Here is a 13,966-nt window from a genome sequence, read left to right as displayed (position 1 = left end):
GGACTACCGGGACAGGCGCTTCGAGGTGGTCTTGCAGCGGGTCACTTGGACCCCTCGCGGAACTCATCGCAAGGAAGTGCGCCCGTCCATGGCCCGTGCGGCCACCCACAAGGCGATCTGCGTGCGCGATCGTACGCCCAGCTTGTCGCGGACCTTGTCCAGATGCGTGGCGACCGTACGTATCGAAAGACCGAGCCGGTCCGCGATGTGCCGGTTGGTCAGTCCGTCGGCGACCAGTTCGGCCACCATGAACTCTCTTGCGGTGAGCGTGGACTGGTCGTCGACGAGTTGTACGGCGTCCGTCGCCGTTCGGTGGCCACCGCCCCTTTTCCGCAGGGCGTACGCGACAAGTCGGTCCCCGCGCAGCCGATGACCGCCGCTGACGGCCGCGTCCCGCGCGGCCGCCGACAGCCGCGTCCTCGCACGAGTCGCCGTCTGTTCCACCTGGCGTCGCCATGGAGCCTCGGGCTCGGTGTCCAACCCGCGGCGTGCCTGCGCCGTCGCCTCGTAAAGTCGTAAGGCCCGCTGCAGGTCGCCACTCTCGGCGGCCACGAGGGCCAGGCCCTCAATGGGGTACAGAGCGTGGAAACTTGCTTCGGGGACGATCCGCAGCACTTCGGTGAACAGAGCCTCGGCACTTTCCAGCCGGCCCAGAGCCAGCCGCACGGCGCCCGCGGTGTGCAGAGCGGCCGCGACCCGGCTCCACGGGGCGTGCTCCCTGAGCACCGGCAGGCAGCGGGACATAAGCAAGTCGGCCTCGAGTTCCCGGCCGGCTTGGAGCAGCGCCCAGGCCAGGTGATGGGTGCACCACGCGGTGTCGTGCGGTTTGCCGAGCGCGGCGACGATGTCCAGGCACTCGCGCAGGTCCGCGACGGCCGCGCCGAATTCGCCGCGGCACAGCCGTGCCGCGGCTCGCGCGTCCAGGGCGTTGGCAAGACCGGCGGGACGGGCACGGGTGCGCTCCATGTCGACCGCCTGCTCGCCCAGGCACAGTGCGTGTGCCAGGTCGGCCTGCTGGCACGCCACGCGCGCGGCGAGTGCCAACACCGCACCGCCGAACGCCCGGCCGTCGGCCTCCTGCAGAAGTCCGCTCAGCAGCGAACGGGCGGCCGACGGCTGCTCCTGCTCGAAGTGCACCCGAGCCAGTTCCAGCGCAAGCCGCAGGTGCGAAGAGCCGTCGCTGCCGACCGTCCAGGCCAGGGCCGCCGCGAGATTGTCCCGTTCCACGGTCAGCGGGCCGCCGGCCTGGTCGGCGAACACCTCGTCGCTCACCCGGTCCGCCAGAGCGATCAGCCACTCGGTGGCCCGTTGCCGAGTGGTGTGCAGCTCGCCGGATGCGTGCAGGCGCTGCATCGCGTAGACACGGATGGCGCCCAACTGTCTGAATCGCGTGGGCTGCGCGTCTCCAGGCACCCGTGCGATGAGGGACTTGGCCTCAAGGGCGCACAGGACGCGGAGTGTCTGCCGCGGTGCGATGCCGTCGCCGGCGCAGACCGCCTGCGCCGCAGCGGTGTCGAACCCGCCGACGAGGACCGCGAGGCGCCGGAAGACGGCCTGCTCCGCCGGATCAAGCAGCCTATGGCTCCAGTCGATCGCGGCGGCCAGTCCGCTGTGGCGTGGCGGCCCGATTCTGCTTCCGTCGGTCAGGAGCGACAGCTGGTCGTCCAGTCCGGCCAGGATGTCATTCAGTGGAAGGGTGCCGACCCGGCGAGCCGCCAGTTCGATGGCAAGTGTCAGGCCGTCCAGTCGGCTGCAGATCTCGGCAACGGCCCGGCCGTTGCCACGGTGGAGCGTGAATCCGGGTGCACAACTCGAGGCACGTTCGACGAACAGCCGGACGGCATCCGATCGCAGCAGGGCTATCGGGTCCTCCCCGGCGTCGGCCGGCGGTAGGGGAAGCTCACCGACCTTGAACACGATCTCGCCGGGTACCCGCAGGGCCTCCCGGCTGGTGGCCAGGATCCGTAGCCGAGGGCAGCGGCCGAGGAGGACCGCGATCAGCCGGGCACACTGCTCGGCCAGATGCTCGCAATTGTCCAGAATCAACAGCCGGGAAGCGTCGCCGATCGCGCGGACCAGAACGTCGACGCCGGTTCGTCCCGCCCCTTCGCCCACGGCCAACGCGGCGGCCACCGACTGCGCCAACAGAGCGCCGTCCTGCAGCGAGTCGAGTTCGACCAGGTCGACACGTCCGTTACGGCCGGGCAGGCCCTTGGCGAACTCCAGCGCCAGGCGCGTCTTGCCGACGCCGCCGGCACCGGTCAGCGTGACCAACCGTGAGGTCCTTGGCAGGGTGCGCAGGCGCGACAGTTCCTGCCGTCGGCCGACGAAGGAGTCGAGCGCCCGTGGCAGGTCACGGCCGCGGGCGGCCGAGGAGACAGCGGTCGACGCGGCAGATGAGGCCGGTGACGCTGTCGACTGGGACCGGCGGGAATCCCCGCGCGCCGCCCGTTGCCTGAGCGCCCGCTGTCTGCACGCGTTGGAGCAGTAGCGAGCCGGTCGACCGCCGTGCGGTCTCGGGGTCAGCGCTGCGCCGCACACCTCACACGTTCGACTCCGGCTCATCCCCGATTCCTGGCCGCACGTTCCAGGGACGAAACCATCGAGTCCATCTGCGTGTCCCTTCGCGCGCGCACGGCGGCCGTTGACGACACACCAGCGGTAGCCGGGACCTTCGAAGTGAACCGACTACCGCTCGTGAGTGCGCGTCAGGGTGTGGCGGCGGGATCTATGCCGAGCACGACGGCTCCGGTCACTCCCTTGCTGAGGTCGCTGCCCACCGGTGTGATGGTCAGCAGGGTCGACGATCCGCCGTTGCGGTAGATGCCGTCTCGCGCGTTGAGCGTGCGGGTGGCCGTGTTGTTCCGGTAGGGGGCCAGGGCGGCGACCCTGCTGTTGTACGTCTCCGGGAAGTAGAGCTGGCCGGTATGGGACACATGGCCTCCCCGGTACACCCCGCCGGAAACCGTCCCGCCGACATGTGTCTTGACGTGGATGTGCAGGGCACGGCCGACGTACCAGCCCGGGTAAATCGCGGTGAATTCCGCGACACCGGCGGAGTCGGTCAGTTGCACGCCACGCAGGAAGGTCGTGTCCGGAGTGGAACCACCGGCCACGTATCCCGAGTAGATCCCCAGCGCGTCACAGTGCCAGATGTCGACCGCCGTGCTGGGCAGCGGGGAGCAGGTCCTGGTGTCGATCACCGTGACGCGGAGGGTGAGCGGCACGCCGGCCTTGCCTTCAGTGATGTTCTTGCGGACCGTTTCCAGGTCCAAGTAGTAGGGCCCCTCGGTCTGTTCGGGCGTGAGGACGCAGGCGGCGGCCGGCCGGGCGGGTAACTGGGCCGCGGCGTTCCGGTCCGTGGCAGCGGTCGTCTGTGCGGTCGCGGAGCCCGTCAGCCCGAGGGCGGCCACTCCGAGGGTCGCGCCGCCCAGGGTGGCGATGACAGATCTGCGCGTTGCGCGGGCCGGACCGTTTGCGGGCTCAGGGGCGCGCTCCGGCTCCGCGGATATGGGGTGGGGGGTATCAGTCATGCTTCGACAGTGGCGCATGTGGCGGTCCGTGGGATCGATCAGATGACCGGTGTATTGGGCGCGTTACGAAACTCACCGCGCCGACGTCCGACCGCCCGCGAGCGGGCCGAGGCGTGCGGCCACTGGAGGTGCCGCAAAGCTCGGGACTGCAGGATGCTGCGAGCTGATGCCTGGCTGTGGACCTACCGCCCAACCGGGTCGCAGCGCGGACCGTCGAGGTCGCCAATTCACAGCCCTCTCCAGCACCTCGCCGCTCCCCCCTCTCAAGCCGCGTCAGCGGCCAGCGCGGAGGCCGCCGCCGACGCGCAACCATGTTGAACCGGCCCCGATCCCCGAGGCCGCCGCGCCGACCCAGCCCGCCCACCACCCTTCTTTCTTCTCCACCGGGCATGGGAGCAGCGGCAGCAGAGGGGATGTCAGCTCCCCGACCACGCCTCAAGAGGGGGCTGACCTGTGCCTACGCACAGGTGTTGAGAGAAGGTGGGGAACCGTTGACGCAACAGTTAGGTTCAAGAGTTGCCGCAACAGATGGTTCAACCGTTGGCGCCTCACCATCGCTGCTCACGGGAGACAGCTCACTTTTCACCATGTCCAGCCCGGCGCCCGGCCTGCCGATGCGGAGGGACGTTGCCGTGCTGCGTGGCGAGGGACCCGAGCAGATCGGGCACACCACCGGGACCCGCTTCATCCGGATCACCGGTTGGTCGGAGAACGCCTGCTGCGGACATCAGACGAACGCTGCGCACCCGGCCACAGAAGGGCGTGCGCACCGTGCGCACTGGGCGCCGGAGACGACTGCGCAGCTACGCAGCGCACGACTCGTTTGCCAGGAGGCGACTGCGACTTCCTCGTTGGGCTGCGCTGCGCATCCCAGCATGGCTATCGATGGCTTCATGAGAGTGCGCGCATCTGAGCTCGCCGTCGTTCTGCGTACGAGTTGGCCGCGAGGCACACGGATCTACCGGTCAGGCATTGAATCGGTCTTGGTCAGGGCCGTGGTCGGGCGACCGCGCGCGCAATCGTGGCCATTGTGTCTGCTTCGTCATCCTGGTCGGGCTCCCTTGGTCGGTGGTTGGGTCGGGGCCGACCGGTAGTGGCGCGCAGCGGCAGGCCCTGCAACTCCGAACAGGGGGCAGGCGGCTACGCCGAAGACTCCGGCCCTCTGCCCACGTGGGGGACCGCGGACGCGTCGGGCTATGCGCAGGCTACCTTTTCGGCGTGGTTGCGCAGGAGCGCAGGCGACGTCGACGGTGCGCAGACGCGCGCGTCCGGCTGCCGGCGTGCCTGACCGGCACAGGTGTGACGGGCCCGGCTCCCTTTCCGGGGGCCCAGTGTGGCGTGCACTGTCTTGGGTGTGGCCGGGGTCAGGGTGGGCTGGTTCCGACGGTCCCGTACCCGCGTCCGTCCACACTGCTGACTGCAACCTGGCAGGCCCCCTGTCGCGCGCGGTGAGCGGGATGGACGCGCGCGTGGCAATCGTCGACGGACAGCTATGGGTCTGCGCGTTCTGCCATTCAGACGCCGCGTTCGGGGTCGACTTCGACTAGCAGCGCGCCGAACTGCTGGCGTGTAACGCCCCCTTGACGGCGCCACCCGTGGGCGTGATGTTCGTAGAACATTGCGCAATCCACGTGCCCTCGGAGGTCATCATGGCGCTACGGTTCATCGCGAAGGACCCCAACACCAATGGGGACAACTGCCCGACGGTGTGGCTCGACGAGGAGAAGCAAGAGTTCGTGTTCCAGGGCTGGAAGGCGGACGACACTCTTGAGGAAGAATGCCTGTCCACGGGGCCCATTCCCGACACTGAGGCAGTCGTCAGGCTGCCCGCCCGCATGATGGACGTGATCAGGGAGGCGTGCGATGCCGCAGAAGGTTCCGCCCTTCGCTGAGCTGCTGGCGGGTTGTCGACGATCGGCCGTGCACCTGGAGATGCGCGACGTTTACGGGGTTGCGGAAGAGGACGAGGACTTCGCGTCCTGGCTCGCGGGACACCGGTACGACCTGGCCGACCGGGCAACGTGGTGGAACGACTTCCACACCACGGCGGCCGACGCTGTGAGCCGTGGAGTTGTCGTCCGTCGCGCCCGTGTGGTGTCGGAGCCTGTGAGCGACTACATCCGGTTCGAGCACTCGTGCACGCCGCAGAACATCGCGGCCGGCGAAGATGTCCGGTGGCTCCCGCGGCGCCTGGCGTCAGATCTGCTGCTCCCGGGCAACGACCTATGGCTCTTCGACGGGCGGCTCATCCGCTTCGGACTCTTCTCCGGCGACGGAGCGTTCGTCGGGCACGCGATGGAGGACGCACCGGACGTCGTGAAGCGCCACGCAGAGGCCTTCGAGGCAGTCTGGGAGCGAGCCATCCCGCACGAGGACTTCAGGATCTAAGCGCCCCCGACGATGCCACCCCCGTACCCGTCATCCAGCCTTCAGGCTGTCCGAAGCGAGATCGCCGGACGCCTTCGAGAGATACGCCTCGACGCTGGGCTGACGGGTCGGGACATCGCGGCCCGGACGGGGTGGCAGCCGTCGAAGGTGTCACGGATCCAGAACGCCACCACGCCGCCATCCGACGACGACATCCGCGCATGGTGCCTCGCATGCGACGCCGCGAACCAGGTCCCGGACCTGATTGCGGCGAACCGCACGGCCGACTCGATGTACGTCGAGTGGCGCCGCGTGCAGCGCACCGGGCTGCGACGGCTCCAGGAGGCACGTGTCCCGCTCTACGAGCGCACACGGCTGTTCCGCGTCTACAGCTCCAGCGTTGTCCCGGGGCTTCTCCAGACGCACGAGTACGCGGCTGCGCTCCTCGGCTCCATCGCGCGCGTGCACGGCACCCCGGATGACGTGGAAGACGCAGCAGCCGCCCGCGTCGAGCGGTCACGCATCATCCGCGAGGGGGACCACCGCTTAGCCTTCCTCCTGGAAGAGTCCGTACTCCGGCATGTCGTCGGAGGAGCGGAGACCATGGCCGGGCAACTCGGCCATCTCCTGGCCGTCATGGCGTACCCGGCGGTCTCCGTCGGCGTCATTCCGGCCGGCCGCACGCGGGACATGTGGACGCTGGAGACGTTCAACATCTTCGACGAGTCACGCGTTCATGTGGAGTTGCTGACGGCCGCTGTCACCGTGACGACGCCCGGTGAGATCGCGCAATACGCCCATGCCTTCGAGGAATTGGCCGCTCTTGCTGTCTACGGGACAGACGCGCGGGCAATCGTCACGGCCGCAGTTACCTCCCTCGGCTAAACCTGCACAGAATTCCATAGAACCTCGTGGAAGTCGTCTGCCGCCCCCTCGTAGCGTCGAAGCATCAAAGTCCGCCGCGGAGGTGTAGGGATGGCACTCGAGACGACGCTGAGAGATCCGATTCAGCTCACAGACCCGCTATCCGGGGACCCGGAACCTACGCCGGGGTGCGATGTATGCGCGGCGCTCGTGAAGCAGTGGAAGTCCGCCCGAAACGCGAAGAGCCTGGAGTATGGCCTCTCCCGTGCGTCGGACCTAATCGTCGAGTTGAGGCGCCATCAGGACACTCCCGGTCAGAAGAAGGCGCGGCGATGACGGAAGCCCTCCGCACCTTCGCGTACCCCGCAGTGAGTACACGCGCCACGCTGGACGATCTCCCTGTCCGTCGGTGGGTCGAATGCGCTTCGTGTATCGAGTGGCAGGACATCAAAGACACCGACGGGGCGAGCGCGTGGGCGAATGTCCACATCCGGCGCAACCCCACGCATGACCGGTACAGGCTCCTGCGTCAGACCGGCTGGCGGCTCGTCGCCGTATCTGCACCGGAGGACGAGCCACCCCCCGAGCCCGCGCGCTAGAGGCCCGTGCCGCCGGCGCGCGGCGGGGCGGCAGGGTCCGGTGAGTCGAGTGAGGTCGGCCTCTCCCGGATCCTGCCCGCTGCGTGACGAGCCTCGCCCCTGGTTCGCCGGCGCCAGGGTCGGGGGTGTATCCCCGCTCTCCCAGTCTCACGTCAGTGAGTCGCAGCGGGTTACAAGCCCCGTTTGCCTTCCCTAGCCTCTGGGAGGTGGACGGGGCTTCGTCGTTTCCGCAGGTCAGTCAGCTGCATTTGAGGACAACCGCTCCCCATCCCTCCGTGATGGCGTTCTCCGAGGCGAACGCACGAACCTGGGACGAGATCGCCCGCAACGATCCACAGGACTGGAAGAAGAACATGGCGCGGCTCGCCCACGACTGGGTGACCTACTGGCGGGCGCAAGAGGCGTAACAGCTCAGGCGTCAGGACTCTGACACACAAGAGCCCCGCCCGGAGAGGTCCGGACGAGGTTCGCGTTCGATGTCAGGCCGCGTCGACAGACTCGTTCGCCAGGAGGCGACTGCGACTTCCTCGTTGGGCTGCGCTGCACATCCCAACATGGCTATCGACGGCTTCATGGGAGTGCGCGCATCTGAGATCGCCGTCGTTTCTGAGCACGAGGTGGCCGCGAGACACACGGATCTACCGGTCAGGCACTGAATCGGTCTTGGTCGGGGCCGTGGTCGGGCGACCACGAGCGCGACCATGGCGTTTGTGTCTGCTTCGTCATCCTGGTCGGGCTCCTTTGGTCGGTGGTTGGGTCGGGGCCGACCGGTAGTGGCGCTCACAGCGGCAGGCCCTGCAACTCCGAACAGGGGGCAGGCGGCTACGCCGAAGGCTCCGGCCCTCTGCCCGCGAGGAGGACCGCCGACGTGTCGGGCTATGCGCAGGCTTCCTATTCGGCGTGGTTGCGCAGGAGCACAGGCGACGTCGCCGGTGCGCAGACGCGCGCGTCCGGCTGCCGGCGTCCCTGGCAGGCGCGGGTGTGACGGGCTCGGCTCCCATTTCGGGGCCCAGTGTGGCGTGGGCTGTCTTGGGTGTGGCCGGGGTCAGGGTGGGCTGGTGCTGGTTGGACGGTGCGCTCCGTGCCAGTCCAGGACGATGACGCTGGCGTCGTCAACCAGCCTGCCGCCATTGGCCTCCAGGACCGCTGTGGTCAGGGCCAGTGCGGTCTCACGGGGGTGGAGGTCTTGGGAGTCGTGCAGGACAGCGGCGAGGTCGACGCCTTCGGAGCCGCCTTCGAGCATGCCGTCGGTGAGCATGACCAGGCGATCGCGGGGGCGGAGGTCCAGGCTCTGGATCTGGTAGGTATGGGGGCGCAACAGACCCAAGGGTGCATCGATCGCGATGGTGACTTCTTCGACCCGTCCCTGGCGTACCCGCAGTGGCCAGGGGTGCCCGGCGTTGACGAACTGGGTCTGGCCGTCGCGGAGGTTGATGCGCAGGAGTTGCCCGGTGGAATGGCCCCGGTCGTAGTCGAGAAGGGCCTGGTTGGCTTGCCGGGCTTGCTCGGTGATGCCGGCTCCTGCGCGGCGGGCGCGGCGCAGGGCGCCCACGAGGACGGTGGCGAGCAGAGCGGCGTCGAGGTCGTGACCCATGGGGTCGGTGAGCGACACGTGCAGGGTCTCGCGGTCCAGGGCGTAGTCGAAGGTGTCGCCGCTGATGCTTGCGGAGGGTTCCAAGGCGCAACTCATCGCGAATTGGGCCGTCTCGCAGGACAGTGAGGCGGGCAGTAGCCGGTATTGGATCTCCGCGGGGAGGCTGAGGGGGGTGGTGCGCTTGCCCCAGGTGTAGAGGTCGGTGTACCGCTGGTTGGCGATCACGATGTAGGCCAGTGCGCGGGCGGCCTCGCGCACGGCGCGCAGCACCGGCTCTTCAGGTGAGGTGGGCAGGGTCAGCTCAAGCAGTCCGATGGCGTCTCCCCGGTTCGTGACCGGAGTGATCACCAGCTGTCCGCGGGCGACCGGTTCCTGGTGGGACTGCTGGGTGCGCACCACTTGTCCGTAGACGCTGCCGAACAGCTCGATGCGCTCGGCGCGTCGGCCGGACTTGACGCTGCCGGCGGTGGTCAGCCGGACCACCGCCCTGCCGGTGAGGTCCACGATGAGGAAGGAGACCGTCTCTGCGCCGAAGCGCCGGCGCAGGTCCTCGGCGACCACGTCGAGCGACTCCACCGGTGCCGCCGCGTCTGCTTCCTCGAGCAGTCCGTGAAGCTGCCCAGCCCTCTCATCCATAATGTTCGTTCCCCTTCGCAGGGCCACTGTCCTGAAGGCGCTCGCCGTACCTGCCTGGGCCGGCCGCCGGGGTCAGTGCCGGAGTCGGCCTGGTGACACGGTGCGCGTGGTGCGGTCGGCTTCGGTTGCTGGAAGCGGTAGGAGTCGGTGCCGGTCTGGATCAGTGTGCAGCGGAAGGTGATCCGGTCGGCGATGGCCGCACAGAGCCTCGGCTCATTGAAGGGCGGCGCCTGCGCATGTAGTCCCGCACCGTCGAATACGACGCCTGCTCGAAGTCGTGTTCTGCGGGCAGCCGCTGCAAGACCCGGTCGATGAAGTGCCGCTGCTTCTTCGGCCCCGCCAAGTCCGCGCGCAACATCGCGTCGATGAAGCCCTTCACCGGCTCCGGCACTCTCTCCCTCGGCGTTGGCTTCTTCCGCTTCAACGGCACTGGATGCCACAGCGCCTTCGCCACCGTGTTCCGCGACCACCCGGTACTTCAGAGCCAGCGCCCGTCCCGAGCCCTCCGGGTCCTCTCGCCTGTCCCGACGAATCCGCTCGTACAGCCACTCACGTGATCGGTACACCCACAGTCTCCTGACACGACCGTGATCAACCCGCACAGAGTGCCCCGCCCAAACAGACCAACCCGCCTATTACGCCGATAGCGGCATGTCACACCGTCACACAGGGTGGCTCCATTCTCGTTGTCGAAGACTCGGCTCCCGACCACACCGCCCCACAGGCTCCACTTCACCCTGTCGAAATCATTTCGTCCCTGGATCAAGGCCACGTCCCCGGTGACGCTGTACCCGTCTCGGTTCGCGGGGCGCGATTTCGTCGGCGCTGACGGCCTGCTGATCACCGGCGGTCAAGACACCACCCCCGACGCCGGGCCGGTGCTGTCGGTGCTTCCGGCGGACTACCTCGCGGGTGCCTTGGGCGTGCGAACACGTGAGCACCACGTTCCGGACGGTCATGGTGCACGTGAGCGACTGCACCCACCCCGCATACGCCGAGTCGTAAAACCCGAACGTCATCCGCTCCGACGCGATCACCCACCGTGCGAGCACGCGCCCTTCCGCCTCGGTACGTCCCTCCGCCACCACGAACGCGGCGAGATCTTCGAGGTAGGCAGCGTTCGACGTGTATGTCTCCCGTTCCCGGACCAGCGGTCTGTTGCCCTGAGGCCTCGGGCCCCACGAATCTCGAAGTCCACTGCCACCTCTGAGCTGAGGTGTTGCAACGACCACTGGAACCCAGACCACGAGCGCGACCATGGCTTTTGTGTCTGCTTCGTCATCCTGGTCGGGCTTCCTTGGTCGGTGGTTGGGTCGGGGCCGACCGGTAGTGGCGCTCACAGCGGCATGCCCTGCAACCTGGCGAGGACCAGGCCGAGGGTGTCGATGATCAGGTGTCGTTTGCGTCCTTTGATCGAATGGGCGGTAGTTGGAGCCGCTGAAGGCGCTTCCTCGACACCGGCCGCCGTCGACGAAGCCACACCTGGGAACCTCACTCTTCGGCGATCCATCGGGCGAGGGAGAGCAGGGCGGCTTCGACGCTGTTCGTCATGTAGTCGCGGAGTGCGTCGAGGTCGCCGCGGGTGGTGCCCAGCACCGGGTCGAGGCGGAGGAGTTGCCAGGACTGCTCGACGACGGTTCCGCGTCCCTGGGGATGGAAGGTCCAACTCCACTGCACGATGCCGTCTTCGGCGCCGCCGACCACAAAGGTGAAGGCGTCGCCGGGGTCGGCTCGTACGACCTGGGAGCGGGTGGTCCATGTCAAGCCGTGTTCACAGTCCTTTCTGGTGCACCCCGTGGGCACTCTCCGGCCCCTTCGAAAAGAGTTCGGTTTCTCGCGACGGACGCCGCCTGCCTCCTCGTAGAGCAGACGAAGGCACCACCTGTACCGCTACGCACCACCACCCTTGGTCCGACTCGCGAACCCACGAGGTACCTGTGGCTCTCCTCTCGACACTCCGTCTTCACCGCCACCCACGGTCGCGGGGGCGTATCGCCGTCGGGTTGCTGGCACTCATCGCCGGAACCCTGCCGAGTGTGCCGGCCGACGCCGCCACCCCGCCCTCCGGATCGGTCAGCGACGCTGCGCCCACGACCACGTGGAGCGCCGGTCCCTTCGCCGCCCCGAACGTCTCCGGCACTGCCGGAACGGTGAGCTGCGGGAATGCGCAACTCTGCGACGACTACACCCTGAAGGTGTCAGTGCCCGTGGGCTACGACGCCGGTCACAGCCTGCGCGTCGATGTCAAGTGGCCGGACTCCGCCGCCGACTTCGACCTGTACGTCCTCGACGCGGACGGCCGCGAGGTGGCCGCCTCCGCCTCTTCCAGCGACCCGGAGACCGTGCTGCTTCCGGCGGTGACGGCGTCGTACACCGTGCGCGTGGTGCCGTACGCCCCGCTCGGCGACAGCTTCACCGGCACCGCGAGCCTGGTCGCCGATCCGGCCGATCCTCCGCCGAGTACGGCGACCCCGCCGACGTACGCGAACTCCTCGGCGCCCGACAGCATCAAGGACGCGCACAACGCCGGCGAACCCTCGATCGGCGTCGACCGCGCGACCGGTGCCGCGATGTTCCAGGCGTACACCTCGACGCTCAAGGTCACCTACGACGGCGCCGGCGCCGCCACCTGGCAGGACAAGAGCGCCAACGCGGGCAACGGCTGTCCCCAGGGCAGCATCACCAGCCTCGACCCGATCCTTTTCACCGACCCGGCCACCCACCGCACCTTCGAGTCGCAGCTCGCCGGAAAGACCGCCCTGACCTGCTACACCGACGACGATGGCGAGACATGGACGCCGACAGGCGGCTCGGGCATCAACTCCGGTGTGGACCACCAGACCATCGGTGGCGGCCCCTTCACCACGGGCGAGCCGGGCGCCGTCACGTCGTACCCGAACGCCGTCTACTACTGCTCCCAGGACATCGCCGACGCTTCCTGTGCGGTCAGTCGGGACGGCGGTCTGACGTACGGGCCCGCCGTCCCGACGTACTCACTGCTGGACTGTGGCGGCCTGCACGGGCATGTGAAGGTCGCCCCGGACGGCACGGTGTACGTGCCCAACAAGGGCTGCGGCGGCAACCAGGCCGTGGCCGTGTCCGAGGACAACGGGCTGACGTGGACCGTCCGCAAGAACCCGTCCAGCACCCCCGGTGACTCCGACCCGAGCGTGGGAATCGGCGCCGGCGGGACTGTCTACATGGGCTACCAGAACAGCGACGGCACCGCGCGGATCGCCGTCAGCCACGACAAGGGCAAGACGTGGCTGTACGACCAGAACGTCGGCGCGTTCCTCGGCATCAAGAACATCGTCTTCCCCGCCGTGACCGCGGGCGACGACAACCGCGCCGCCTTCGCCTTCCTGGGCACCACGACCGGGGGCAACTACCAGGACACGGCCAACTTCAAGGGCGTCTGGCACCTGTACGTGGCCACCACCTACGACGGCGGCCAGTCCTGGGTCACTGTCGACGCCACCCCCACCGACCCGGTACAGAAGGGGTCCATCTGCACGGGCGGCACCACCTGCGGCCAGGACCGCAACCTCCTGGACTTCATCGATGTCACCCTCGACGCCCAGGGCCGCGTGCTCGCCGCCTACGCCGACGGCTGCACCGGCATCTGCGCCACCGGTGGCGCGCAGAACTACGACGCACTGGCCTCCATCGCCCGCCAGTCCTCCGGCAACACGCTGTACGGCGCGTACGACGCCGCCGGCAACCACAAGAAGTCCAAGGGAGGCCGCTAGGTGAAGCCGTTCGCCCCGGCTGCCGTGCTGGTCGGCGCCATACTCGGTCTGGCGGCCGTCACCGGATGCTCGCCCGCGCCCCGGAACGCCGGGCCCTTGCGTGCGACGCCGTACACGGCCGCCTCCGCTCCCGGCGGCTGCCCCACCGCCGCCTCACTGCCGCTTCCCAAGGACTTCCCGGCGGATCTGCCGGTGCCCGAGGGCGCGCTCGTGACCTCGGTGGAGCACCGCACCGGCGGCCGGCTGATCGTCGCCACGGTCGTACGGAGCGGCTTCGACGCCACCCTGGCCTTTCTGCACGAGCAGCTCCCGAAGGCCGGATACGCCCCGAAGGACGGTGAGGTGGAGCAGGACGATGCCGAGTCGAACTTCTCCTCCACGACCGTCCGGGGCCGCTGGGCGCTGCGGAAGATGCCCGACTGCGAGGGAGGGGTTTACCTGACGTACCTGACGTCTGCGATCTCCTGAACTCAGCCCGGCCGAGGCCTCTTCCCGGCCAGAGGAACCGCGAGCGGCCACCTTTCGCGGCGAGCGGCACCGCGTGCGACGTCGGCCGAAGGGTGGCCCCTCGGACTGGAAGGCCACTGGTCAACAGGTGCACCGCGAGCCTGACTGGCCGGCCTG

Annotated in this window: 14 protein-coding genes; 8 read left to right on the top strand and 6 right to left on the bottom strand. The window is 68.5% G+C overall.

The genetic code is table 11. The annotated features are described in order from the left end of the window. Positions 1 to 63 precede the first annotated feature (63 nt). Positions 64 to 2,274, bottom strand: coding sequence for an ATP-binding protein (locus IEY95_RS46010; RefSeq protein ID WP_229703818.1), 2,211 nt, complete (start codon positions 2,272 to 2,274; stop codon positions 64 to 66). Positions 2,275 to 2,708: 434 nt separating this feature from the next. Next, on the bottom strand, positions 2,709 to 3,533 hold the full coding sequence (locus IEY95_RS46005; protein ID WP_189192288.1) for an intradiol ring-cleavage dioxygenase: 825 nt from the start codon (positions 3,531 to 3,533) through the stop codon (positions 2,709 to 2,711). A 1,196-nt stretch (positions 3,534 to 4,729) separates the two neighbouring features. Here IEY95_RS46005 and IEY95_RS50935 point away from each other — a divergent pair. The 6 genes from IEY95_RS50935 (at position 4,730) to IEY95_RS50305 (ending at position 7,770) form a co-directional block, all read left to right on the top strand. Beyond that, positions 4,730 to 5,080: a DUF6233 domain-containing protein gene (locus tag IEY95_RS50935; RefSeq protein WP_373294682.1), complete on the top strand. Its 351-nt coding sequence runs from the start codon at positions 4,730 to 4,732 to the stop codon at positions 5,078 to 5,080. 102 nt (positions 5,081 to 5,182) lie between these two features. Continuing rightward, positions 5,183 to 5,425, top strand: coding sequence for a hypothetical protein (locus tag IEY95_RS46000; protein ID WP_189192334.1), 243 nt, complete (start codon positions 5,183 to 5,185; stop codon positions 5,423 to 5,425). Continuing rightward, positions 5,397 to 5,921 (top strand): DUF6879 family protein, encoded by a 525-nt coding sequence (locus IEY95_RS45995; RefSeq protein ID WP_189192287.1) that lies wholly within the window; start codon positions 5,397 to 5,399, stop codon positions 5,919 to 5,921. Before IEY95_RS46000 ends, IEY95_RS45995 begins: the two co-directional genes overlap by 29 nt. 12 nt (positions 5,922 to 5,933) lie before the next feature. Further along, positions 5,934 to 6,785 carry a helix-turn-helix domain-containing protein gene (locus tag IEY95_RS45990; protein WP_189192286.1) on the top strand — a complete coding sequence of 284 codons (852 nt, stop codon included), beginning with the start codon at positions 5,934 to 5,936 and terminating at the stop codon, positions 6,783 to 6,785. Positions 6,786 to 6,961: 176 nt separating this feature from the next. Beyond that, a complete protein-coding gene (locus tag IEY95_RS51135; protein ID WP_444544774.1) occupies positions 6,962 to 7,363 on the top strand; it encodes a DUF7848 domain-containing protein in 402 nt (133 codons plus the stop codon). Positions 7,364 to 7,641: 278 nt separating this feature from the next. Beyond that, positions 7,642 to 7,770, top strand: coding sequence for a hypothetical protein (locus IEY95_RS50305; RefSeq protein ID WP_268240558.1), 129 nt, complete (start codon positions 7,642 to 7,644; stop codon positions 7,768 to 7,770). Positions 7,771 to 8,408: 638 nt separating this feature from the next. Here the strand turns inward: IEY95_RS50305 and IEY95_RS45985 are convergent. The 4 genes from IEY95_RS45985 to IEY95_RS45970 all read right to left on the bottom strand — a co-directional run bounded on the left by IEY95_RS45985 (position 8,409) and on the right by IEY95_RS45970 (position 11,357). Next, positions 8,409 to 9,593 carry a PP2C family protein-serine/threonine phosphatase gene (locus IEY95_RS45985; protein WP_189192285.1) on the bottom strand — a complete coding sequence of 395 codons (1,185 nt, stop codon included), beginning with the start codon at positions 9,591 to 9,593 and terminating at the stop codon, positions 8,409 to 8,411. A gap of 160 nt (positions 9,594 to 9,753) precedes the next feature. Continuing rightward, on the bottom strand, positions 9,754 to 9,984 hold the full coding sequence (locus IEY95_RS50930) for a hypothetical protein (RefSeq protein WP_189192284.1): 231 nt from the start codon (positions 9,982 to 9,984) through the stop codon (positions 9,754 to 9,756). Positions 9,985 to 10,339: 355 nt separating this feature from the next. Next, complete coding sequence (locus tag IEY95_RS45975; RefSeq protein WP_189192283.1) at positions 10,340 to 10,852, bottom strand: hypothetical protein; 513 nt, start codon at positions 10,850 to 10,852, stop codon at positions 10,340 to 10,342. A gap of 232 nt (positions 10,853 to 11,084) precedes the next feature. After that, positions 11,085 to 11,357, bottom strand: coding sequence for a hypothetical protein (locus tag IEY95_RS45970; protein WP_189192282.1), 273 nt, complete (start codon positions 11,355 to 11,357; stop codon positions 11,085 to 11,087). A 239-nt stretch (positions 11,358 to 11,596) separates the two neighbouring features. On the opposite strand from IEY95_RS45970, the gene IEY95_RS45965 reads away from it, so the two are divergent. Further along, the gene (locus IEY95_RS45965) at positions 11,597 to 13,342 is read left to right on the top strand and encodes a sialidase family protein (protein ID WP_189192281.1); all 1,746 of its coding nucleotides are present in this window, start codon (positions 11,597 to 11,599) and stop codon (positions 13,340 to 13,342) included. Next, complete coding sequence (locus IEY95_RS45960; protein WP_189192280.1) at positions 13,343 to 13,810, top strand: hypothetical protein; 468 nt, start codon at positions 13,343 to 13,345, stop codon at positions 13,808 to 13,810. It abuts the gene before it with no gap. The last annotated feature ends 156 nt before the right edge of the window (positions 13,811 to 13,966 follow it).

The organism is Streptomyces albiflavescens, assembly GCF_014645835.1.
GTDB lineage: Bacteria > Actinomycetota > Actinomycetes > Streptomycetales > Streptomycetaceae > Streptomyces > Streptomyces albiflavescens.
This window is presented reverse-complemented; position numbering and strand designations above follow the sequence as displayed.